General features: G+C 45.9%; 11 protein-coding genes. All 11 read right to left on the bottom strand.

From position 1 onward, the window contains the following. Positions 1–8 precede the first annotated feature (8 nt). The 11 genes from HQN88_RS14555 to HQN88_RS14505 all read right to left on the bottom strand — a co-directional run bounded on the left by HQN88_RS14555 (position 9) and on the right by HQN88_RS14505 (position 26,855). Positions 9–6,788 carry a polysaccharide lyase family 8 super-sandwich domain-containing protein gene (locus tag HQN88_RS14555; protein ID WP_173112995.1) on the bottom strand — a complete coding sequence of 2,260 codons (6,780 nt, stop codon included), beginning with the start codon at positions 6,786–6,788 and terminating at the stop codon, positions 9–11. Positions 6,789–7,367: 579 nt separating this feature from the next. Then, complete coding sequence (locus HQN88_RS14550) at positions 7,368–11,600, bottom strand: PA14 domain-containing protein (protein WP_173112992.1); 4,233 nt, start codon at positions 11,598–11,600, stop codon at positions 7,368–7,370. 258 nt (positions 11,601–11,858) lie between these two features. Beyond that, entirely contained in the window at positions 11,859–16,016 is a 4,158-nt protein-coding gene (locus HQN88_RS14545) for a 3-keto-alpha-glucoside-1,2-lyase-like domain-containing protein (protein WP_173112989.1), read from the bottom strand. Between the two features lie 124 nt (positions 16,017–16,140). Continuing rightward, entirely contained in the window at positions 16,141–16,731 is a 591-nt protein-coding gene (locus HQN88_RS14540) for a TlpA family protein disulfide reductase (RefSeq protein WP_173112986.1), read from the bottom strand. A 467-nt stretch (positions 16,732–17,198) separates the two neighbouring features. After that, positions 17,199–19,100, bottom strand: a complete 1,902-nt coding sequence (locus HQN88_RS14535) for a substrate-binding domain-containing protein (protein ID WP_216855711.1) — start codon at positions 19,098–19,100, stop codon at positions 17,199–17,201. A 4-nt stretch (positions 19,101–19,104) separates the two neighbouring features. After that, positions 19,105–20,307: a response regulator transcription factor gene (locus tag HQN88_RS14530; protein ID WP_173112983.1), complete on the bottom strand. Its 1,203-nt coding sequence runs from the start codon at positions 20,305–20,307 to the stop codon at positions 19,105–19,107. A gap of 11 nt (positions 20,308–20,318) precedes the next feature. Then, positions 20,319–22,106: a cache domain-containing sensor histidine kinase gene (locus HQN88_RS14525; RefSeq protein WP_173112981.1), complete on the bottom strand. Its 1,788-nt coding sequence runs from the start codon at positions 22,104–22,106 to the stop codon at positions 20,319–20,321. 51 nt (positions 22,107–22,157) lie between these two features. Continuing rightward, entirely contained in the window at positions 22,158–23,186 is a 1,029-nt protein-coding gene (gene yjfF, locus HQN88_RS14520) for a galactofuranose ABC transporter, permease protein YjfF (RefSeq protein ID WP_173112978.1), read from the bottom strand. Then, positions 23,170–24,210, bottom strand: coding sequence for an ABC transporter permease (locus HQN88_RS14515; protein ID WP_056615281.1), 1,041 nt, complete (start codon positions 24,208–24,210; stop codon positions 23,170–23,172). Before HQN88_RS14515 ends, yjfF begins: the two co-directional genes overlap by 17 nt. Next, entirely contained in the window at positions 24,197–25,717 is a 1,521-nt protein-coding gene (locus tag HQN88_RS14510; protein WP_173112975.1) for a sugar ABC transporter ATP-binding protein, read from the bottom strand. Before HQN88_RS14510 ends, HQN88_RS14515 begins: the two co-directional genes overlap by 14 nt. Positions 25,718–25,823: 106 nt before the next feature. Next, on the bottom strand, positions 25,824–26,855 hold the full coding sequence (locus HQN88_RS14505; RefSeq protein ID WP_056615286.1) for an ABC transporter substrate-binding protein: 1,032 nt from the start codon (positions 26,853–26,855) through the stop codon (positions 25,824–25,826). Positions 26,856–26,985: the final 130 nt, after the last annotated feature.

Here is a 26,985-nt window from a genome sequence, read left to right as displayed (position 1 = left end):
CTCTAGAATTAGTTCATAAAGTTTACGTAAATCAAAAATCTACTCAGCACAACGGCGGCTTCCGCTCTTGTTGAATTAGCAGTTGGCGCGATGTGGTTATTAGATCTGCCGCTCATTAGACCAGCTTGCGCAACTGCTGCAAGCGGTGCTTTCGCCCATTGGCTAATTTGTGATTGGTCAATAAACGTCTCGAGCGTGTTGAGAATCGCATCGCCTTGAACATGCTTGCCTGCAAGCTTCATCGCTGATGCGATCATGACAGCCATCTGCTCTCTCGTGATCGACAGATTCGGCATGAATGTATCTGAGCTGATGCCTTCGATTAGTTTCGCCTGCACAGCCGCTTCAACATCATCAAAGTACCAATCGGCCGACGCTACGTCGTTGAACGTTGGTTGACTAACTGGCTTCGCTTGGTAACCAAGCGCACGGATGAGCATTGCAGCGAACTCCGCTCGCGTGACCGAAGCCTCAGGCACGAATCGACCATCTGATTGGCCTTGCAAGATTAGCTTGGAGGCTAACTTGTCAACATCAGCTTTGCTCCAGTGACCGATGGTATCATCGAAGGTTGTATTGCCTTGGATCACTGTGTAAACGCTCGTGCCGTTTCGCTGCATGCGTACTTCCGTTTGACCGTTAGGAAGTGTATTGAATACCGCTGGCACATAACTCAGCCTGCCTGTTTCAGGATCATATCGTACGGCAGTTACCGTATTTGCGTTCAGTTTCGCTGGAATAAACAGGGTACGCTCCACGAAGAGATTCCCGAATTGCGTTACAGGAACTATCGTACCATCATGCTCCAATATCACCTTGTAATCCACAATCTGACCTACTACTGTAACATCGTGCAGACCTGAAGCCTTCTTCACGCGATCTTCCAGTGTAGAATCCACTTTTTCTATCGTGACGGCCAAGGTACTTGTCGACGATTGTGATAGATTTGCCAAGGCGCCGCCAGGAATAAACAATGCCAGTGGCAAGGTGATCTCACCTTGCTCCGATCGTATAATTACTACACCTGAAGGCGTAACTTCTGATGCTCCTTGAAGGACAGCAACCGGAAGATTCACAACGAGTGAATTGCTGCTATTCGGCGGAGCGATGACGACAGCCGACGTTCTCGGAGACCATGATTGCTTGAAGGCATCGACATCCACGGTAACCGACGTAATTTCCCGGCCTTGGCCGTCTTTACTTGTTTGTATAGAATCATCCGATAGTTTCAGTTGAATGATACTGTCTTTCGATCCCGTACTCGGTGGTGTCACCGGTGTCGTTGGACTCGATGGTTCGTCATTTCCAGATCCAGATTCATTTCCTCCGCCTGTTGACTGGTTCAATGAGACGAATCGCAGCGTCGTCACTTTCCCTGCAGGTGTTCCCGTCGACTCATTTGCCGCCCAACGAACGTTAAGTTCGTGAGGTCCATTAAGATTGAGAAGCTTGAAAACTTCTGACTCATATGGTGCATAGTTACTGCCATCTAAGCTGTATTCCAGCCCAACCATCATCCCCGTCACCGTATTAGCAGTATCATCTGCTGTAAGCTCAGGTGCCTTCGGGACCACATATACGGTGACCGCCGTTTGCAGCTCGGCGTGAGCCGTTGTTGCTGTAATAATCGCTTTGCCAGGTTGCCTCGCTGTTACCAACACGTTAGCATCGACAGATGCGACCTGTTCATTGGAAGAGATCCAGCGAACAGTCGTATCATAAGCATTCGAAGGTGTCACTTCCGCGCTTAGCGATACCATTGTCTGCTCTGCCTCTTCTGCTGGTTCATCTAAAAACACAGTATGCTCTTCTGTATTCAGTTTCAATCCTTGCGGTTGAATTGGCTGCATATAGGTGTACAACTTCACATTGTCGATCCACATAGGCGCATCCACTGCACCATAAGACGTATAAATACGAATATTATCAATTGAAGTCGACGATTCGTAGAAGTTAAGCCCCGCCTTCTGTAGTACGCCGTTTAAATATACATTGACTTTCTGATTCGCAACGTCAACTTCCAATCGGATATGATGCCATGTCCCTGTTGGAACAGATCCAAGCGTATCTACTTTCCCATCCTTGTATAAGTACCGCAGCGTTCCACTCGTTAACAAGCGGACAACCGTCTTCTCCCCTTGTCGCAGTTCATAGAATGGAGTTTTGCCGCTGTTCTTTTCTTTCAAATCCCATTCCGCCACGAAGGTACCGGTTTGTTCCGCAAACGATTGCTTAATTGAAGCACTAAACTTGTTGTCATTATCGTTCAAGAGAATGCTTTTGTTATTCGGATTAGGATCTTCAACTACCTGTACAGGTGCCGTTGTACTTTCCGCTATCTGCCAGGACCCACTGCCCGTATTGAACGTACTATATACCAGCGTCTGCTCTCCAAAACGATACACAGTGATATCATCAGCGTACAGGATCGCGTCCTTCTGCAGCTCATCCGTTTCGATGCGGATGCCGCTGATTGTTGTGACAGGACTTGCAAAGGTTGCGCCAACTGCCGCTAACTTGCCGTCCACATAAACATCATATTTGTTATGCGGAATATCAATCGTCAGTCGAACCTTCGTCCAAGTAGCAGCCGAAACGGGTTGAATATAATGCTCGCCACCTTGTCCGTCAAGCCAATAAAGCGCTCCCGTACGTGACACTAAGCGAATGGCTGGCGTTTCACCGCTGAGCAGCTTAAATTCTTCGCCTTTCGGACCATACGGCTCTGCAAACGTCCACTCCACTTCGGCTAGCTCGGATACCGATGGAAACAATCGGGTAGCAAAGGCTGAGGCTTGATCGCTCATATCGAGCAGCCGTAGGATGTTGCTCGACTCCTCTGGCAATCGCTCGAGGGTCACAATCGTTTGCTGCGCACTACTAATACTCCATCCACTTGGACCGCCACCGATAGCTTCCAGTCCATTGCCTTCGTTATCGAAGGCGGCGTACAGATTAGCCGAATGGTCTAGCTCACTGCTAACACCTCTCGGATTAACGATGGCTGGAATCGGCGGACGATCTGACGGTCTTGGCTTAGCAGGATCCGTATCAAACACCGCATGGAACGTACGACCTACCGATCCGTTCACACGGACAACCACGCGAATCGTTGGATATAGTTGGGTGACCATGATCTGCGGATCCGCCTCCAGAATGCCTGCAGCGGAGCGATCCAGCTCAAGCTCAAGAGCGCCTGAATTCTCCAACGTAGGATCAGAGACAGCGATCTCTAGACGATTATTCGCCTCCTTAATCATAACAGCAGCTTGTCTGGAGCTCGTCACCAAATCCGCCTTCACCTTCTGATCCTTCCAGAAATTCACGGCTGTGAGACCAAGTCCTTGATGTCGAACCGCCTGCGCTTGGTCATTATTTAACAGCACCTCATAAGAGGGATGCTCTGCGAATTGCTTCACTTGTTCAGCCGTTTTATTCGGCAGAATCGCATAGCTGTACGTTTGCCCCTGTGGGCTTTTCCCATGGTCAAACCACAAGCTCAGGTAATTGCGAGATACCGGTGCGGATTGCGCCACACTCTGATTCACATCGCTCCAGCGACCCGTTCGCTGTTCACGAAGTCCATTAATGGTCGGTCGATCTGGAAAATAATACCCAATATCCGATTGAGAGCCGTTTCCGCTGAACTGCATCCACTGCACACCCGCCATTCGCTCGGCCCACCCGAGTCCAGAAGACTTAGCTTGCCCGTCAACAATCAGCGTATTGTCACCACTTGCATTCAGTTTACGCTGCTCCACAATCGTCTCGATGGTCCTATTGTCGCTGCTCGAGATGCCAGATCCTAAAGCAACAATCTCGTCTCCAAACATGAACCACGACTTGTTCGCTTGCAGTGTAGTACCCAGCTGTTTCAACTGCATGCCTGAACTGCCGTAGGAACCCATCTCGACACCGCCTGCCCAGGCATTGGCAGGTTTGCCTTCACCGTCACCGTTTTGATAGTTATCGAACACACGTGGTCTTGTATCTACTGTTGTGCCCGGCAATCGGTAACGGTTCGCTGTAGCCCAGTAATCTTCCATATACTGTGACTGATCACCGTTATACAGGTAGGTCATACCATCACCGGTATACCAGCCTTCGCCGTTTTCACCGTTGGTTAGCTCATACGTCTGGATGCGTTTCGAGCTTTTGCTGATACCAAACGTATAGTCCTCGCGGATTTGCAGGCTTCGAGCCATGCCAGCAAACTCATAATAACCTGCGGCTTCTCGATTCGGCGCTATCGCTGCGTCCCCCATCCATTGCTTTACAGAACCGATTAGATTCATGGAGGATAAGAAATTGTAATAGTTAAACTGAGTTTGATCCTGCGTAATCCACGCTTTTATCATATCCTTCAGCTTCAGCGCATCTTCCCCTGGTGCATTTAGCGCAAGCCTTGCGAGCGCCGACATGATGCCTGCCGCTGTTTTCTGGGCATTATCTGATCCGCGAACAATGGATCTACCGTTCACCATGTCCATCGTCATTCCTTTGTAAATCAAGGGAGCTACCCCATCATAGATCCATTTATAAAAGTTATTCACATTCGGGTCTGTAATCGGCCAAGGACTGCCGTTCAATAAATACAGCAACTGACTGACTCCTTCCAACATGACCGAGCCGTAACTGCCCGTGTAGGGAACGGATGTATGCATCACGAAAGATCCATCGTCGTAAAACCCATCTCCTGATGTGACATAAACAAACAATGGCGACATTTCAGATGCTACAGCTCTTATACGCGACTCCGATTTCAACAGCAAGGCGTCCACGAGCTTATACAGCAAAATATCAGAACGATTCGCCCCCGTATAATAAGAGCTCGTATCAAACAAAGTCGATTGAATATCTGGCGTATAATGATCAATCGCTGTGATATAGCGTACGATTTGTTCCTGTGTCAACGCATCGTACATCATCACGATAATATCTGTCATTTTACCAGGAATGCCAATCTCAAAATTCCACCAGTTGCCAAATGCTGTACCTGTCTCGTTATATTGCTTGACATATACCCAATCCAATGCGGAAACAATATCACTCTGCAATTGCACATTGTGGTACAAAGCGCCTCCTTTCGTGGAGTAGGCATACGCCATCTCGCGAATTCGCGAAATATTGTTGTGAATGGCGTCGGAGTTCCCGCTGCTTACAACAGAATCTTGCCACAGCACCTGACGGTCTGCCGCTTTCTGCAAAGTCGACCAACGGGTCTGCCCGTTTGTTGTAAACGTCGCTACCTTAGCTTGCACATCGGTATCTGCGGTATCTAAACTATCTCCACCGTCAAGACCTGCTTTGCGTTTCAATCGTAACCGCTCAAACTCATCGGCAACCGCTGCTTTATCATTAACTTTAATCATGGTAGTTGCCGTTTTACCTCCATCCACACTAGTCGCTGTAAGCGATGTCTCGCCTAACTTGAGACCAGTCACTACACCTGTCGAATTAATAGAAGCAATTGTCGCATCGCCAATCGACCAGATGACCTGCTGATTGCTTGCTTGTGCCGGCTGGAAAGATGGGACTAGCGTAATTGTATCTCCTTTTAGAACTGTTGCTTGACTTGGCAAAGAAATGGAAACCACTCCAGGCGGCTGCACGGTCACATTCGTCGTCGCATGAAGGTTGCCGTCATCACTACTTGCGGTAATTACGGCTTGCCCAGCTGATTGTGCAGTGACTAACCCTTGCGCATCGACAGTGGCAATTGCGGTATTACTGCTTGTCCATGTCACTTTTTGGTTTGTAGCGTTTGCTGGTGTAAGGACAGGTGTTAGCTGTACAGTCCCCCCAGCCGCTACAGTCTGCTCAATTGGCAAAGTAATGCCTGTAACCGGCACATTATTGGAAACAGTTATGTTGGAGGATGCTAGCTTCCCTCCCTCCAATGTCGTCGCCGTGATCCGAGCGGTTCCAACACCTACACCTGTTACCACGCCATACGTATCGACGGTCACTGTTGCTGGGTTATCCGAGCTCCAAACCACACGCTGATCCGCCGCATCTTCCGGCATAATCTGGGGGGTAAGTATCTGCTGCTTACCCACACCAATTGTTGCAGCCTCAGGTGTCAAGGAAACGCTTTCAACTGGTGCATACGTATAAACCCGCACATCGTCCAAATACGAACTTCCTGGCAGCGCCGTTCCTGTCTGCGTAAATTTTAGCGTGTTAATCGTATCCCAAGTGGCCCCTAATGTGACTCCGGTTACAACTTGGACATCATTCAACAGGACATCTGCCTTTTTGCCGGTCTGATCGATGATCGCTTTGACGCGATACCACGTATTCGGTGCATACGTCCCTAAAGACGTATTTAAGATGGACATTTGCCCTGTTTCCGTTAGTGTGAGAAAGTTCTTCCATACACCGCTTGTGCTCTTCACATCCAGCAATCGGATATGTCCGGTGTCTTGCGCCCTTACTGATGCTTCCAATACCACCTTACCCGCGATGTTCAAACCAAACTTACCCGTGTACAGTTGCGTGCCAGCCGTTCCTGACACGAGCTTCAAGCTGAGATCACTTCTACCGTAAACAGCTTCCCCAACGGTGTAGTCCGTTCCAGCCTTGGCATTATACAACCCCCAATTCCCTCCTATTTCTGCCGATGGCCCTGAGGTTGAAGGCGTCGTAGGATACGTATTAAAGCTTGCCCCCACATAAGTGGTTACTGCAGCCTGTGCCGTGATCGGGCCTGTCATACTGAATGGTATGAGCAAATTACTTGCCATGGCGGCAATGAGGATGCAAGCACTCCTCCTTTTGTTAAACATGGACATCTCCCCCTCTTAAATGGATACCTACACGCTCATTATAGAAGCCAATGAGCTGCTATCATATTTCGATTTCATCCAATGGGCTTAACAAATTATTTACACCATGTACAATATATCCACTTCGATTAACAAAACGGTTTACTTATACATCAAGGTCACATTTCGTATGGAAGACATTTCTTCAAAGTACTCCTACTCCTACTCCTACTCATCCCCCTCCAACCAAACCTCCCCCCGCCACCCTCAAAAAATTAGATGGATTTTCTGTAGTTATTATTGCAAATCCGCTTTGTTTCAGAGCATTAGATGGATTTCCTACAGCTAATTTCAGATAATATCCACCAAACCACCATTCCTACTCGAATTAGATGTACTTTTTCCAGCTAATCCTTAAATCCAAAGTAAATCAGCATTATTAACTGTACTTTTTACATTTATTTGAAAAATCTGCTACTTCATAGACTACACTTTGCACCTTTGACCATTTACACTCATACTCAGGGGCCATTCAGCAACATCAAAAAAGGAGCTAAACGGCACTACGCCGCTTAGCTCCTTCCCTATTCGAACACTACCTCACTGCAATATCAACTGCGCGACAGCCGCCAAATCCTCAATATCAACGATATGATCCCCATTAACGTCCATTTGCTTGTATTGCTCCCAATCAAGATCAGCCGATGTTTTACCGTATGCTGCAGCAACTTGGGCCAACTCACCCACGGAGAATTTGCCATCGGTATTGACGTCACCAGGCGTTGCGGTATGCACGCTGGCTAAGAAAGCATTCAACGCAGACTGAAGCGCATTCACGGCTTGTGTGACTTGCTCAGTCGATGCACTTGCATCCACGGCTACAGCCTTAGCTCCATCGATCGCTGTCTGGAGCACTGCTTTGGAGCCATTCGGATATTGTCCCGCATAGCTTCCCTCAAGTGCCACATCATGTTTGCTTTGTGCTTGTAAAATCAGATCGTTCAATACTGCTTTATTCACTAATCCTGTAATTTGAACAGCCAAGCTGGCTTGATCCAATGTCTTTTCTTGACCAACACCGTTAGCAAGCACAGCACTAGAAAGCAGAACCGTCGCATTTGCAGTACTCGTCAATGATTTGGCCTGCCAGTTCAACTGAAGCATCGCGCCATTCACATCGGCAACGCCGATATTGGCAATAATCAACCTGACTTTGCCTGGTGTCACGGCTTTATCTACCACGGTAACCCCCGCATGCAACTCCTCCACAGAGACAAATTCGAGTTGCGTTGGATCATACGTCACGGTCAGATCTTCCGCATACACAGCTTCCGTAACCGAGTCAAGACTTAATGTGGCGTTAAAAGGCTGCCCGCTGGAAACGACAGCTGGACCAGTCCATGTGAAAGACGGCTCATTCAGTGCTGGCCCACCCACCGCGAAGTAATCAACATCTACGGGGATGGACGTACCGTCTGTTGCTGACATCGCATAGAAGCCCACTTTGACATTCGATAAATTGACTGTCATCGGATCAGCTGCTTGCTGCCAAGCGGTGCCATTCCAGAAGGATGTCGTGTAGACATTGCCTACTTTCGCTATCATCAGATATACCGAATCCGTCCCTGGATGCTTTGCAACATTCGATGCTTTCGTGTATACAGCATTTTTCTCAAAGGCGCTTTCTAGATTTTTTCCAGTAGCACCAGTGGTATCCCACACATGACCTATACGCACATAGTTATCCTCGTCCTGCCAAACGAGCAAACCACCTTGCTCATAGTTCTTATTCACTGAGCCTGTGATTTTGGTTGTAATCACGAAATCTCCCACAGGTGCGTTTTGTAGGAATACGTTCTTACTTGCATTGGAGTTCCCGAACATATCCCCCGCTAGAGATTGCAATCGGAGACTTCCCGGATTCGCTGTCAGACTCCATTTACTGCTATCCGGGCGGAAGATCGTCCAAGCTGGCGCCAGCGTTGTGGAATCAAATGAATCTGTCGTAAAACCGTTAGGAATGGGCGCATGCACGGTAGATAAGATTTGCTGATGTGCAGCTACTAAGCTATTTAGTGCCCCTTGAATTTGACCTACCGTTGCGTTTACATCTTGATTAACCGCCTTAGCCGCATTTAATGTTGTCGTAAACTGATCAACAGCAGCTTGTGGGTATGCGCCAGGTTGTGATCCGATTTGAATGGCGCCCAGGAAGCTTTCTTCAAGGGCAAGTTGCGCAAGCAAATCTGCTTTATTCGCTGTGCCGATCAACTCTCGGTGGGCTTTAGCGATCCGGTCAAAATCAAGTTTTTCCACTTTACGATCATACGTAAGCAGTCCGTTAATTTCATACTCCACATCTGTAATTTGCGTGTAGATCGCTGCGTTTAAGCCATTTGCCTTCTGTTGCTTAAGAGAATCGATAAAACCAATATATTTATCTGTTATTTCCTGTTTGCTGCTCATTAATTGATAGGAGAAGGTCAGCGGTGTCCATTCATGTCCTGTCACATGCAAACCAAGTCCGCCATACTCACCAATGACAGATGCTCGGTTCGCTGATGGAGCAGGTGAAGCTGGTGCTGGATAACTGTGTGCATCGTTCAGATCGCCTACACCTGTATCCCACCAACCGCTGCTGCCATTTATGAGGCGTGTGGAATCCCAGCTTTTCACTAAATTCACGGCATCTTTGGACAGTTGGCCGCCTTGATCGAATTCCCCCCATCCCTCGTTAAACACCGTCCATGTCACAATCGAAGGCGTGCTTTGAAGCTGGTCGACCATTTCCTTATATTCTTTCAACCACTGTGTTTTCGCCGCTTGAGAAATATCGCTTCCTTTATTCCCTTGCCGATCTTCTAAACTAGGCATATCCTGCCAGACCAGCAAGCCCATTTTATCTGCCCAGTAATACCAGCGTGCCGGCTCAATTTTGATATGCTTGCGCACCGTGTTCATGCCGATCCGTTTAATCGTTGCCAGGTCAAATTGCAGCGCTTCTTCGGTCGGTGCGGTGTAAATCCCATCTGGGTAGTACCCTTGATCAAGGGGGCCCATCATAAAGACGGGTTTGCCATTCAGCAACGTTCGCATTACACCGTCAACCAAACCTGTCTTGATTTCTCTCATCCCAAAATAACTATCTACTTGGTCAACGGATTGCGATCCGTTGTTTAATGACACCTTGAGCTCATAAAGAAACGGATCGTCAGGTGACCAAAGTCTTGCATTTGGAACCGGAATCGCAATGTCCGTTCCTGGAGTTCCTGTCGCTGTGCCAACAACTTGCCCATTGATACTAGCAGTCGCTTTGACAGTTTCACCTTGCACGCCAGAAGCAGCCACTTTCAACTTGAGTACCTGGTTGGTTATATCCGGTACCATGTCCAGCTTGTCAATATGAGCTGGGGCAACTGGTTCCATCCAAACGGTTTGCCATATACCTGAACTTGATGTGTACCAAATGCCACCAAGCTTCTTCACAGTTTGCTTCCCTACCGCTTGATCTTCTCCTGAGTCCGTGTTATCTAACACTTTCACGATCAATTCATTAGGTCCCGTCTTCAATTGATCTGTAATATCCAGGCTAAATGCCGTGAATCCACCCTTGTGACTACCTACAAGCTGTCCATTGACATAGACAGTAGCCAAATAATCGACAGCACCGAAGTTCAACTTCACCCGTTGACCGCTCCAGCTATCGGGAATCGTAAAGGATCGCTTATACCACATCAAGCTTTCCGTACGATGAATGCCGGATAGAATCGACTCAGCCGCAAATGGGACGAGAATCTTCTCTTTTAAAGTTTGACTAGTTGGAATAGCATCGCTAGCTTTGGCAGCCTGGAATTCCCATTCACCATTGAGATTCATCCATTGCGCACGAGCCAGCTGTGGTCTTGGATACTCTGGCAACACGTTAGCTGGATCCAGTTGCTCCGCCCATGGCGTCATAATTTGATACGTCGAGTCATTTTTCAGAAATTTGGAGAAAGCACCAATGGCACTTCCGTCCCCTTGTTGAAGAGTGCCATTCCCGTCATAACTAATCCCCACCTGTGAAACATCCTTGGAGTAAATCGGATTCTCAAATGTGAGCACGAGAACACTGCTATTACCTGTTTGAAGTGCCGCACTAGCAATTGGCCAATTGGTTCCAGCAACATCCACCTTCAGATGCGTGCCAAACCCGCCTAAAGGCGGAGCAGACAAGGCGTTATCAAAGTTGATCTCTGCCTTCGTTCCATCTTCGGAGATGCGGCCTGCGGATTTATAACCAGCTGGTGTGAACAACGCATCCGTAGGAATCGCCTGTTTAGCTAGAGAAGGACTGGACCATCTCACATGCAGATTAGATCCGCCTGTTGCTTCGAAATATTCGAGCTTAAAATCCACTTTCTGGCCTGCGACCAAAGCGATCGGTGTGCCCGTTTGCTCTTTATCCCAATCATTGACCCAATGATCAAGCACAAGTTGGTTATTCACCCACAGGCGGAATCCATTGTCGCCAATAATGGAGAATGTATAATTTTCAGAATAGGCAGGAACGATCGATCCCGTCCATCTCACATTCACATTATCACTTTGCCCTGTCATCAACTTCAACGCTGTTTCCAAGGAGCTAAAATCCAAATTCGCGTCGACCGTAGTCGCTTTTAAAGTTCCAAAATTAAAGCTTGGTGAGCCTGAGCTCGTATAATAGTCACCTTTCAAGCCATGTGTTTCAGCTTCTGCAGCCTGAACGTAATGTGTAATCGATAGGGAAGGAAGAGATAAACTCACAACCATGACAAGCATTAATAGCATTTTCTGCACGTCTTTGAACTTCATGCTTGAACCAACCTCTCTTATTTTAGATGCATAACGTATCAAATTTGGGGAGGCCTTTCCTAGCTATGTATAGATTCATGTTGGTATATTCAGTCTCCTCGTGCTGCCTCCTTCCTTTATTTCTCAACCTTGGAACCTCTTTATTATAGAAAACGCAGTTCAACATGTATTTACATTAATAGGATTTTTTATGTAAAAATCCCACATATAACGATACAAGTCGTATCGTAAATATGCGGGATTCCATTGCTTTACACTTTATTGCGTAATCATTTGCGCCATTGCTGCAAGATCAACTAAGTCAATTTGACCATCATGATTAAAGTCTAGATTCTTCAATTGCTCCCACGATGCACTGCTCGACAATATGCCGTAGAACCTAGCTAAAATGTCTAAATCATCGCTCGTATATTTGCCATCGTTATTGAGATCACCTAGTAAAGGTGTAGGCACAGTTGTATCTGTGTCGTCTGTTGGATCCACATTGACTATTGGAACTGTAAGTTTTATCGTGTGTTGGGCGGTATCTAGCGTTGTTTCTACCCCATGTTGATCAGCGATGATAACATTCGCTAAGGAAATGACCGTGTTCGCTGTGCTAGGAATCGACTTTGCTTTCCATTTCAGCTTAAGTAATGAACCATCCAGGTCTACTTTACCTACTTTCGCCATTAGCAAACGCACTTGACCTGTCAACTTCGATTCACCAACTAATGCAAACCCTTCTGTCAAAGTCTCAGCACCCATGTATTCCACTTGGCTTGGATCATAAGTCACCGTGACATCTTGTGCATACACACTTTGGGTAACGTTCGCTATACCCATCTTTAGATCGAAGGTTTGGTTCACTTGAACGGCATCGGGTCCTGACAAGCTAGCGACAGCTGGCAACGTAGGCTCAGGTGCTTTCACTTCCAGCGGCCTGACAACCACATAGTCCAGTTCATAGAAGCCTTCGCTCCTCATAAACTTGATCGTGTTCGTTCCCTCCTGGAGATTCACTGTTAGTGGAATAGCCATGAAGCGCCCCCAGTTTTGTGTACCTTGAAGCTTAACCAACTGCTCCTCGCCGTTAACGAGAACCTTCCCTGTAGCTGCTGTATAATCGCCGCCATTAGCAAACCAAATATCCATGTTGTATGTGCCAGCAGCAGGAGCTTCGATCGAGTTGAAAAGAACATAACTGTCAGGATAATCGATCTCTCCAACATAGCTGCCACCCGACGCACGATTATTATTTGTATTAATTTTCGCATGCCCAATTTCAGCTTGTTCAGCTTCATATTTCATCGTCACAGCCGCTTCTGCTTGTTCCGTCACTTCTGGAAAATACGTAACCCTCAAATTCTCTGCGCCATAAGGAACTAAAGTGATATTCTCCGTCGGCTCTGTTGAAAACAACGGCCCTACAGGAGGTTCTGTCGCTTCGACGTTATTAGCCGATTTCCCCCAAGTTGGAATTTTCTTTGCTTTCGCAATTAATTTAACCGGACTCGTTGATTGAATGAAAGGATTCTCAGGCATATCCCCTTTCACAACTTCAATAGACTCCTCTGGATGTTCACGGTCAATCACTAATCCATAGTTCCACGGACTGCTCGATGATACATGATATTGGTTGTAGCCAAGTGCTCCTGCATCAAAGCCTGGAATGGCGCCAATCGGATTAGATTGAACCTGCCAATTTTCTTGGATTTGCAGGGAGAACACAAGCGGTCCGCGTTCAATCCCAACCGAATTGTTCACCCAAGTTGTTGTTTTCAATTTCATTGGCACCGTTAGCACAACACGGTCGCCTGTCGTCCAAGTTCTGTCGATCGTCATATATTCACCAGCAATAACGCCTTGCTGCGCTTGTCCATTGACCGTTACGGTCGGTTGGTTCGACCATGCAGGAATTCTTAACTTAAGCGGGAAGCTTACTGCTTCCGACGTTGTCACGTCGAATCCGATTTGCTCTTCGAATGGATAATTCGTCGTTTCATCAATCGTGACGTTTACATTTTTGATTTTGGTGGACACGCGGTTAGGTCCATACGCAATAATACCGAGACCACCATCCGGTGTGGCGCCCCACATATTTTTCACAAAATACGGCCAGCCCATATGCATATTAAATCGGCAGCATGGAAAACCCGATGTCGGAGACGGCATCGTCCCATTCTCATAATTCTGTTTATAACCATGATCCGCAATGTTGCTCTCGACCTGATTCGGTAAGGAATAATACTGATGGTTCTTCAACTCTTTATCCATAGCGCCAGGCAAGGAATTGAAGGCAATCTTCTCAAGTGCATCGCCTATATGCGGATCACCGAGAATCATCGCTGCTTCTTCGTTACTTTGCATCCGTTCTGTAATGGCACAGAGCTCTACACCTTGTGTAGCTCCAATGCCTGCCAACATTTCGGTGCCGGATTGCATCCCGGTGATCTGTTCATGCTTTGCCAAATTGCTTACGCCTTGTTGGAAAGCATTACGATCTTGTTCATCATGCGATCTTTGATAGTAGATAGTTGGCATCTTGATTGCTTCATTCACATTAACGGCATGCGTAGGTTGGAAATCATTACCGAAATTTTGGAATTCATCTTTGGCATAAATATCGGAAATCGGATAACCTTGATCAGCTAATGTATCTGCTAATTGGAGCAGAAAGGCATCTTCCGTTCGGTTATATAACCAGAGAACCGTGTCAATATTATCGCCTACACGAATTTTACCCCAATCTCTTAGCGGTCGATCAGGCAATTGAGCCACTTGATAATGAAAATATTTCGTCATGAACGGAAGGACACGCCCATCATTGGTCGCTTCATAATAATCTTTCATAACATAAAGTGCGACCATGCGGGGCCACCAATCATCACTGCTCGCAGGCCCGAAGGAACCATCCGCATGCTGACTGGCCAGAATCGCTTCAATCCATTTCTGGGATTTCGCGATAAGGTCTTTATCTTTTAACGTGTAGGCCAAAGGAACAAGCCCTTTCAAATAGTAAACCGGGCGCTCCCAATCGGAATCTGGCGCTGTACCGCCAAGCCAAGCCGCATTGGTACCAAGCTCACTATACAAATCTTCTGAGTAGCCCGTAGCATTGTCACGCTGAAGTTCAAGTTGCTTGAGCAGCCAGCCTTTCGCCTCTATGGAACCTAATGGAAGCGGAGTGAATGGCGTTTGTACTAGCGGACTTTTATTCGCTACAGGTGCTGCGAAGGAGTGCTCAGGCACCACATATTCACTCGCAATATAGTTATCGAACTGCGGAACCGAACGATAGCTTCTCAAACCAATGCCACCCTTGGTGTACTTATCCGTGCTATCATCGGTATAGTCGATAATTGGCTTTTGCGTATCATTGACATACACTTTGATTCGATTCTGATAAGTAACCACCTTCAAGTGGTAAGACCTGTTCGCATCAATGTTCGGCAGCGCTTTCACCGTCTTCAATGCAGTCCAGTCGTTGTTCATTCTCCCTAGAATAACAGTACCATTATTGCTTAAACCGGCATAATAACCTCGGACATTATCCGCGCCAGGTGCAGCACTTTGCGTTTTGAACAGCACGCCCGCATCACCAGTTCCATTACCGCTAGGTTGCTTAATATCGGTTTCGAGCGTCATATCCACAAATTCCGTATCTTTGACAAGCGCTTTATAGCCATCGCCGCTATTCACTGTAATCGTACCCGCTTGCAGCTTCCAGCTGCCATCAATTTGATTCCACTGACCAAGACTTTGCTCCGCTTGCGTTTCGAAGGTGTCTTCGAATAACGTGCTTCCCTCCGTAGATTTGACCACGAGATTATCGTAAGTTGGCAGCGAATTGTACATCCTTACACCGATGTTCCCTGATGTGTACGTACTGTCGGACTGCGTCAAAACTAAAACATCGTTTACATAGACGTTGATTAGATCGCCAACAGCAGATACTTTCAGATGGTAACTCGTATTCGGATTAATTGTAATAGAAGCTCGTTTGAGCTCCGTCCAGCTATTATTCATGCGTCCAAGCGTCACGACACCTGTTCCGTTTGCACTAATCCCTGCATAGTAGCCCTTTACATTATCGGCACCTGGCGTGGCGCTGATGGTTCGGAACAATACGCCTGCATCACCGGATCTGTCTCCCAAGCTGATATCACTCTCGACGGTCACATCACCAAATGACTGTTCTTCACTCGTAATGGCCTTAAATCCTTGCCCTTTGGCGACAGTCAGTTTTCCTGCATCAATTGCCCAAGGCCCTTCGATCACATTCCATTTGCCATCAATCGTCACTTTATCGAAATGATCAGCAAAGTAGCTTGGCAGGGGTTCTACCTCCGCTGCTTTGGCAGGCGGGTATGGCGAAATAACGGTCATATACAAGGCAATAACTAGTAATTGGACGATAAACGTCTTTATTTTCATCTCCGTGACACCTCTTTTCCTTAATAAAATGGTTAAAAATTTTTCGCTATTCCTGATGTTTGCTAGGCTTATTTATCCTTATCACTCCTCCTGCACGGGGTATCAGGTTCACCATATTTGTTATTTAACGCTTGGCTAAACGTTCAACTTTCTCTTCTAGCTCAAGCGGGTCAACCATATGAAAGGTATCCATAATATATCCATTCGTATCTATTAGAAAAACAGTTGGCAACGCATGGAGTTCATAGAGATCTGCTGCATGCTTATGCTCATCTAGGAGTACCGGATAAGAAATATGATTCGTCAGCACAAACTTTTGGATATTTTCCAACTTCTCTTCTGTCGCAACATTTATCCCTACAAAATCAACTTGATTCTTGTATTGCTCATAGAGCTTCCTTAACGTAGGCACTTCGACAGAGCATGCTTCGCACCAGCTCGCCCAGAAATGAACAACGAGTGGTTTATCCCGCTTGCCGCCAATCGTAGCATAGGAACCGTCTAACGTTTTCAGCGTAAAGGTTGGTGCCTTAACATCGTTAGCTCCAGCTTTTCCGCGTGAACTTGCCAAATTTACGATACTTTCCAGTTTATGGACATCCAGCCGCTCTCCCTCACTCACGATGGGATCCGTGCTCTTATGAGAGAACAGTAAATATAAAGGCAGACAACTTAGTAGAATAATGCCGCAAATCAGTATGTAATTTTTTTTCATGTACAGCTCCCCTTCCGTTACTAACATTATAGTAATCTCAAAAATAACCGTCTTTACACAATACAGATATAATGTACGTGATTCTGATAAATGTTTACGCTGTCCTTATAAGAAGGCCCCTGCTTAAGCTAAGACACTACCCAAATTTATTAAATAGTCCGAATTTACCGAGTTAATCCCACTGTCGACACCAACAATCCTCGATTAATTCGAATTAGCCGAACTAAATCGCTCCAAATGACCTCTCTCTGCGAAAGCTCAGCATTTAGTTCGGTAGAATCGGGCTATTCATTCTTTTCCGCTCAAAGTCCCCGATTTAGTTCGGAAATATCGGACTAACGTAACTCCCGGTGTCTTGCACTCCTTTCCTGAATAAATATGGGGTAAGCGTTGCGTACAAATTAAAAAACAAGTCTAGCAATGGGCCTAATCGTGCACCCTTTACTAGACTTGTCTTCCTGATTTCTTTAATATTTGCGTGTCGTAACATCGCGTTTGGCTGTGTCTTGCGCAAATATCCCTTCGGCTGTAATAATATTGACCGGGATTTCTTTCCCTGCAGCAAGCTCCTTAGCGGCTTTAATAATTTGTGGTCCCAATAGCGGGTTGCACTCCACTGACATGTTCAGCTTCCCAGCAGTCATAGCTTGAAAAGCAAGCTTCGTGGCATCCACGGATATGACGCCAATATCTTTGCCAGGCTTCATCCCCGCCTGCTCAATGGCCTTAATTGCACCCAACGCCATATCATCATTGTGAGCAAACACATAGTCAGGTACTTGGCCATCAGCAATGATCTTCGACATCAATTGTTGACCGCTTGCATACGTAAAATCGCCAACTTTCGAGGCGATGATGCGGAAGCTGGCTTGCTGAGAAAGTACTTCCTCAAAGCCTTCTCTCCTTTCAATCGCTGGGGCTGACCCCGAAGTCCCTTGCAATTCTGCAATTGTCGTGACCCCGCTTACATTTTTCTTATTCTCGACAAGCCAACGCGCAGCGCGGCGTCCTTCTTCAACAAAGTCAGACCCTATGAACGTAGTCCATAAGGAATCATCCTCCACTTTTACCTTGCGATCTGTCAAAATGATCGGAATGCCCGCAGCTTTGGCCTCAGCCAAAACCTCATCCCAACCTGACTCAACGAACGGCGTAAATGCGATTACATCCACTTTTGACTTAATAAAGTTGCGAATGATGGCTATTTGTCTTTCTTGATTTCCTTCTGCATTCTGGATGAGCAAATCAATGGCAGGATCTTTCCCCGCAGTGGTCATAATCGATTCCGTGTTGGCTGCACGCCAACTGCTTTCCGAGCCAACAACGGCGACGCCAAGCTTGATCTTCCTTGTGAGTGCACTCCCCGTAAGGACTTTGGATAAGGACTCCGCATGGGCAACATCCTCATTGCCAGGGTAAGCGTTATCATTTGTAATCACATGACTGCGTAAAATAATCTTCTTCGGAATGACCTTTTCTTGATTCAAAATATCGAGGGCATACTGAATCGATTCTTTCCCACCCGTTGGACTTGTTACTGTGCCGCTAAGTGTGCCTTGCTTGACCAGATCGTAACCACCGTTCATCGTCTCGAGACCATCAATGCCAATGATTTTCACATCATGTAATCCTAGTGATTCGACAGCACGATACGCCCCAAGCGCCATGGCATCACTGTGAGCAAATACGAGCTTGATATCTGGCTCCGCAGTAAGTGTACGTTTCAATTCATCTTCCGCCTGATCGCGCCGCCAATTGCCATCAATGACTTTGGTAATATGCAGCGACGGGGTCCGCTCCAAATAAGCACGAAAACCGAGACTTGTTTCCTCTACGGAAGAGGAGCCTATCGCTCCTTTGATCTCTACAATTTTTGAGTACTTACTTCCTAATAAATCAGCAGTCAACTTGCCCGACTTCTTCCCTATGGCTAAATTATCTGAGCCAATGAACATCGAATAATCATATCCCGTGACGCCTCGGCCAAGAACGATAACCGGCATATCCTTATAGGCCTCTTTGACAATAGGGGTTAGCTTCTCCGAATCATTTAACGAGATAATGAGAAGATCAATCCCATAGTGCAAAAGCTTCTGCACATCATTGATTTGTTTTTCACTATTTTCAGCAGCATCCGTAAAAATGAGTCTGACATTTTTATGCTTCTCGGCCTCATTGCGAATTTCATTGTACATCGCGATTTGCCTGGATTCATTCAAGTTCGGCTGGCTAATTCCAATGAGGAACTCCGTGTCGGCCTTATCCGACTTTAAGCTAACAACGCCAAAAATGGCTAGAATGATGGCAGTCAGCACCATCACTCCAAGTAATCCATATCCGAATAAACGCCTCGGTGCGTTCACATTCATATGTCTATTCCCCACGTTTTCTATATTCCAATGGCGATACACCCATCACTTTTTTAAACGTATGACTGAAATAATGCTGTGATTGATAACCCACTCGCCTAGAAATCTCATACATTTTAGATGTGGGGTCATTCAAATACTGAATAGCTTTTTTGATTCGAATATCGGTTAGGCAGTCAATAAATGACTTGCCCAGATCTCTTTTTAACAATTTGCTTAAATACGTCGCATTCACATTCATCTGTTCGGCAACCTCAGACAGGGATAGATCTTCTCTGTAATAGTAGGTTTCCAAATATTTCTTCGTCATCATCACAATCGGCGTTAATGTATTCTCCTTGCTGAGGCTGTTCTTCAATTCATGATAAAGCGAAGGAACTTCCTCTAGCTGCTCGGTGACGACATGGGTAAGGAGCATACTGACACCCAAATATTGCTGCACCGAATGTTCAAACTCTTCATACTTCCCATGAAGTGCAGTCAGGTCGGACACTTGCGAAATCGCTGCAATAAATCCATGTTCGACGCTGAGAACAGCAGATATCGGGACTTGAGGCAGCATTTCGGTTAGTATATTTTTGATTGCAAACTCAAGCAACTGCGGATCCCATGTCTTCGCAGGCGCATTGATCGTCATTTTGCCCAGAGACTTCACAAGAAGCAGACTGACAGGTCCTTGAAAATGCAGTTGATAGAACGCATGGTCCTCTTCAAACTGATCCTGGGTCAGTCGTTCTGTAATCCAACTGCGCAAGAAATCTTCCCGCATGGTCACGGCTTTGTCTTCAAATTTATGATTCATCCACTGGGTGTATCTTTGTTGAATGCGATCCTTGTTTAATACCTCAGCTGCTTTGCTTACAACGGCTTGAAGTTCTGATTTCTGAACAGGTTTCAGCAAGTAATCAAAGACATTCAGTCTAACCGCCTGTTGGGCATATGAAAATTCATCATGCCCCGATATCACAATGACTAGGCATCCAGGAACCTCAATTTGCAAAAGTTCAATAAGCTCGAGTCCTCCCAAGATAGGCATATTAATATCGACAAACATGAGATCAGGGCGTACGGTAAGGGCTACTTCAAGAGCCTGCCGGCCATTCTCAGCTTCAGCCACAACCTGTATGCCCATATCTCCCCATGGCAGCGCTTTACATAGACCATTGCGAATGCGAGGCTCATCATCTGCAATCATCAGTTTCAACATTCGTTGTCACCTCATCCTGTTTTTTTAACAACATGTATCAAAGGATGCCTCACTTCAATGGTTGTCCCTTTGCCAAGTTCACTAAAAATTTGAAGGCCATAGGTCATCCCGTAGGTGAGCTGTATCCGCTCATTCACGTTGAACAAACCGATGCCATACTGATCCGAACGTTGCTTTTCACCGCGTAAAATCTGATTTAACTCCTCCAGTTTCTCTGGCGGAATACCCGCCCCATCATCTTGGATACGGAAATAGATCATATCCATATGCCGCTCTGCACTGATACTAATTGTACCTTTCCCTGTTCGCGCTTTGATTCCGTGATAGATCGCATTTTCAATCAAGGGCTGCAGAATAAGCTTCAGCACAAAGTATCGGTACAGCTCTTCCGAAATATCAAACTGAATGTCCAGCTTATCCATATAACGTGACATCTGAATAATCATATAGCTTTCCGCGTGCTTCACTTCGTCTCGAATCGGAATCCACTCATATCCTTTATTCAAGCCAATTCGGAATAAATTCGTTAGCGCCCCAATAATTTCAATAATATCGTCAGCTTCGTATTCTTGCGCCATCCATTGTATCGTATCCAGCGTATTGTAGAGGAAATGCGGTTTAATTTGCGCTTGCAGCACTTGAAGCTCTGCTTCCCTCTTCTTCTTCTGTTCTACATAAACCAAATTGATTAAATTGTTAATTTCTTCCAGCATATGATTGAAGCTGTTTCCTAATTGGCCAATCTCGTCTTTACTTTTAGGAACGAAACGCTGATTTAATTCCCCGTTCTTAACATTGGTCATCAAACTCATCAACTTGCGTATAGGTCGAATGAGCGTCCCCGTAAAATACGTTGATAGGAAGACAGCCAGCGTCAAGGTAATAATGGTGACAATCAGTGTGTATAGTTGAATATCCTTAACAACCTTCTCATAATCATCATTCGGAATGACACCGATAAACTTCCAATTATTCGTAGTAGAGTCATTATACAGAATGCGATAACGTTGATCTTTAATCGTTTGCGTAAAGCTTCCTTGCTGACCATTATGCAGCATTTCGCTCTGAATCCGATACACAATATTGTTCGTTGGCGCATACAGAATTTGGTCTTTGTAATCGAGAATGTACATAAATCCAGACTTGCCTAGTTTAAGATTCTCAAATATCGATTTCAGCATATCCATGCGCAGATCCATAAGAACGACACCGATGATTTCCTGAGATTGCGGATCCTGCACAGCGTGTACTAACGATAAGACATCGTAGGAACTGTAGTTCTGTGAGGTCGCAACATTACGTCCAATAGGATTACTAATAATCAATGTTTCGCCTGGGGCTTTAATCGCGTCTTGGTACCAGTCTTCTTCCGTTAGCGAATCTCGCGTGATCCGATTCATTTCATAGGAGACGTAGGACCCCTTCTGATTGACGAGCATGATGCCAGTTACTTCCTTGTTTCTCATCGCATACATCGTCATCATCTTCGTAATCTGTGTATTGTCTCCCGTTGACGGTCCTGGCACCGTAGCCATTCTCAAAAACTGACTGGAAGATGCATCCTCACTAATATAAGAGAGTACATCTTCTAGGTGACGGATATAAAGATCGACATTACTTTCAACCTGATGAATCATTTGCAGCGTATTCGCATCTGCCTGATTTTCAGAAAAGGTGCTGTAGGCCTTGCTCCCCCATAAACTTAACGCAAGAATCGAAATAAGAATAATAATTAGAAAGATACTATTCAGCTTAAATCGGATGCTGCGATCCTGCCAGTAACGAATGAGTACACTCACCCCGATCCTCCTCTGTCGTATCTTCCTCTCTTTCCAGTTCCTCTTATACTATCATATCTCAACGGTATTTTGGATTCGCTTTTTCAACTTCTTGCTCGTGGCTGGATTACGGTTCCTTTCCCTTCTAGCCACAATGACACGCTGTAACGCGATAAAAGCAAACAGTAGAAAACCGATCACGATCTTCGTCCACCACGAACTTAGCGAGCCTTGGAACATAATGATCGTTTGAATAACGCCTGCGCTTAATACACCAAGCATAGGGCCAACTAAATATCCGAAACCGCCGGTTAGCAGAATGCCGCCAATGACGCAAGCCGCAATCGCATCCATCTCTCCGCCCATCAAATGCAAGCCATAACCAGAAAGCATATAGAAGGTGAACACGATACCACTTATGGCAGAGCAAAAGCCACTAATCGTGTACACAGCCATTTTCGTAGCATACACAGGCAGACCCATTAATTCAGCGGACCGTTCATTCCCGCCAATCGCATACACATTGCGGCCGAACGCTGTGAATTTGGACACGTAGATGGCTGCTGCTACTGTAATTAAGGCGATAACAACACCAACCGAGATGGTGCCGTTGCCTGGCATTGGAATTCGGTAGTTTGAAATTGCGCTATAGATCGGATTGTCGATCACAATACTTTCTGGACTTATCAGAAAACACGTACCTCTTGCCAAAAACATACCGCCTAACGTAACGATCCATGGATGGATGTTAAATCGGCAAATCAGATATCCTTGTACATAGCCAAATCCTGTTCCAAGCACCAGCACAGATGGCATCACGACAAACGGATGAATACCTGCTCGCAGCATCACCGCAGAAATAACACTGATTAAAGCAATTAAGGAGGCAACCGATAAATCAATTCCACCCGTAATAATAACGAAAGCCATGCCCGTTGCTACAATGATCAGAAAGGCGTTATCTACAAATAAATTCAGAAAGACTTGCATGGAGAAAAAGCTATCAAACATCGCTGAACCCCCAGCGTACAGCGAGAGGAATAAGACAATCGTCGCTAGAATGGTGATGTTAGCCGATGTAATTCTAAATCGTAGTTTCATTAACAAGCACCTTCTTTTCACTTTTTCTATGGAATAGACTGTTTAGTTTCAACGTTAACACTTCAGATTGAACCAAGCTTACTAGAATAATCACGACAGCCTTTACGACCATAACAGATTCAGAGGGAACGCCGAGAGTATAGATGGTTGTCGTCATTGTCTGAATGAAGAGTGCCCCTAAGACAGTACCGCCTAAATAGAAACGACCTCCACGCATCGAGGTTCCCCCAATGACGACAGCTAGAATGGCATCTAGCTCGAACCATAGCCCCGCATTGTTGGAGTCGGCTCCCGTAATATTAGAGGATACGATAATACCGGCAAGCCCGGCGCAAAACCCACAAATAATATATACCGTCAACATGATTCGGCTCGCATGGATCCCCGTAAACTCACTGGATACACGATTGGAGCCAACCGATTCCAGGAACAAACCAAATGCAGTCTTCCGTGTGATGAAATAGAGAGCAAGGAAAACAAAGGCTGCTATAACAACTGAGAAAGGAATGCCTAGCAAATACCCACCGCCTACAAACCGATAGGCTTTGTTGGAGATCGTAATAATTTGACCTCCTGAGATAAGCTGCGCGATACCACGTCCAACCGTCAACAGAATCAGTGTGGCAATCATCGGTTGGATCTTCAATTTAGCAACCAGTATGCCGTTCCAGAAGCCGCATAGGGCACCAATCGCTAAACCTGCTCCTAAAGCGAAAACGAACGGAACGTGCTTTTGCATAAGAAAAGCAGCCAAGGAAGCCGAAATCGCCAGTACAGAGCCTACCGAAATATCAATACCTTCCATCGCAATGACTAGCGTCATCCCCAGCGCAATAATTAAAATTGGTGTTCCACGATTCAGAATATCAATGAGACTCCCGAATAAATGACCATCCTGCATGCGAATATTGAAAAACCCTGGTGTAAAAAATGCATTAAAGATCAAGATTAAAATAATACCAACAGAGGGCCATAATAACTTCTTTTGTGCCAAATTCTCATATAGGGTGTTAAATGGCTTCATCTCTGCTCCCTCCTTCTGCGATCATATGCATAATCCGTTGCTCCGTAATCTCTTCACCCGTCAGCTCGCCAATAATGTCGCGATCTCGCAGTACCATGACACGATCACAGCACCCTATAATCTCTTCCCATTCCGAGGTGATCATCAGAATCGTCATGCCCTCTGCTGCGAGTGACATAATTAATTTGCGAATTTCCGCTTTGGAGCCGATATCGATGCCCCGTGTCGGTTCATCCAAGATAAGGAGCTTCGGATTCGTAGCCAACCAACGAGCCAAAATGGCTTTCTGTTGATTCCCCCCACTCAGCTGATCAATGCGCTGCTCCATACTGGACGCTTTAATGTGCAGTAGATCTGTATAATGGTTGGCAATCTCCTGCTGTTTGCGTAGGGATAGCGGTTTGAACAATCCACGTTTCGCTTGCAAAGCGAGAACAATATTTTCTCGAACCGTCAACTCACCGACAATCCCTTCAACCTTACGTTCCTCTGGGCAAAAGGCAAACCCATGTTCAATCGCTTTCATAGGAAACATGGCTCTCATCTGTTCACTGCCAATCGATAATGCTCCCTCATCGGCCTTATCAATACCAAAAATCAACTTCGCCATCTCTGTGCGCCCTGAACCAAGCAGCCCAGCGAGTCCCAAAATCTCACCTTTGTGCAGCGTTAAATCGAACGGATTAATAGAGCCTTTGCGGCCCAGTTGATTCGCTGAAACCCACACTTCACTTTTCTTCATGCCAACTACTTTGCTCTTCTTCTCTTCTTCTTTCCACTCTCGGCCAATCATTTTGGAAATCAACTGCATTCTAGGAAGTTCTTCTGTTGGATACTCCCCAACAAGTTCACCATTTCGAAGCACAGTAATTCGATCCGACACTTCATACACTTGATCCATAAAGTGTGTCACGAAGACGATCGCCATGCCTTCCTCTTTCAATTTGCGCATAATGCGAAATAGCTCTTTGACCTCCTGTTGATCAAGACTCGACGTCGGTTCATCTAGAATAAGCAATCCGGATGAAATATCAACCGCACGTGCAATTGCGATCATTTGTTGAAGTGCGATGGAGAATTCGGCCAACGGCTTCGTGACATCGATTTGAATGCTAAGTCGTGCCAACAGTTCCTCCGATTTGCGATTCATGACGCCCCAATCAATCATCCCGCCTTGCTTGCGTGGCTGCCGACCAATAAACAAGTTCTCCGCGACGGAGATGTTGAGACATAGATTCACTTCTTGATAAACCGTGCTAATCCCCAGTGCTTGCGCATCCTTCGGTGACTTAATGCGTACGTTCTGGCCGTTAAGGATGACTGTGCCTTTATCCATCTCATAGACACCTGTCAAAACTTTAATCAAGGTGGATTTTCCTGCGCCATTTTGTCCCATCAATGCATGAATTTCTCCTCTACGAAGCTGAAAATCCACATTCGTTAAAGCTTTGACACCAGGAAAAAACTTACTGACTCCACTCATCACTAATAAGGGATGTTCTTGCATATGGCACTCGCTCCTCTATCGATTTATGAAACGAAATCAAGAGCATCGAAGCCGCTCTTGATTTCGTTTTCTCTCTATGACTCCTGTATCTTGTCAACCAATTCAATTAGTATTTACGATTAGGAAGCGCATCGATTGCTTTTTGGCCAGAGAACACGTCTTCATTGGATTTGATCCATTTCGGTACAGTTTTACCTGCTTTCAAATCTTTCGCAGCTTGATATAATTGTGGCCCTAACAGCGGGTTACATTCTACTACCGTATTCAATTTGCCAGCTTTAATTGCTTCGAAAGCTTCTTTAATCCCGTCGATGGATACGATTTTCACATCTGTACCTGGCTTTTTACCTGCTTCTTCAATCGCTTGAATCGCGCCTAGAGCCATGTCATCGTTATGTGCGTAAACGCCTTGAATGTCTTTACCCTCTGGCGATTTCAGAATCGCTTCCATCACTTGTTTACCTGTTGCACGATTGAAATCACCACTTTGGGATTTGACGATTTTAATGTTTGGATGTTTTTTCATTTCATCATCGAAACCTTTTTTACGATCATTCGCTGCACTCGCGCCAACTGTTCCTTCAAGCTCAACTACGTTCCCTTTGTCACCCATGTGCTCGGCCAACGCTTTAGCTGCATTCTGACCTTCCGTGATAAAGTCAGAACCGATGAAGCTTGTGTATAAATCTTCGTTTTTCTTATCGATACCACGATCAACTAGAATAACTGGAATTTTCGCATCTTTTGCTTCTTTTAGAACCGCTTCCCAACCTGTTTCAACAACAGGGGCCATGGCAATAACATCAACCTTTTGGGCGATAAATGAACGAATTGCTTTGATTTGATTCTCTTGCTTCTGTTGGGCATCGGAGAACTTCAAATCAATCGTCGGATCAGCCTTAGCAGTATCTTGAATGGATTGTGTTTCAGCACCGCGCCAGCCGCTTTCAGCACCGATTTGCGAGAAACCGATAACAAGCTTGCTGTCTGCTGCTTTCGCTGGCGCTTCCGATGTTTTTGCCGTATCAGGCGCTTTCGTTGCCGAAGTTGTTTCTGTTTTAGTCCCGCATCCGGATACCAATGTAGCCAAAACCGTTGCTGCCACTAGGGCCCCCATGAATCTCTTTTTTTGCACCATTTGTGTTTCCTCCTCTAATTAAATGCTTACAATGTTATTGTAGCTTTATGCGGTGTAAGCGTCTTTACACGCAAAAGTCATTTTTTGCACTATTCCGTCATACCCACTGAAAAGTGAGGCATAGATGTAA

The organism is Paenibacillus qinlingensis (genome assembly GCF_013204845.1).
Classification (GTDB): domain Bacteria; phylum Bacillota; class Bacilli; order Paenibacillales; family NBRC-103111; genus Paenibacillus_E; species Paenibacillus_E qinlingensis.
The sequence above is the reverse complement of the archived record's forward strand: the minus strand, read 5'-3'. Positions and strand labels throughout refer to the sequence as shown.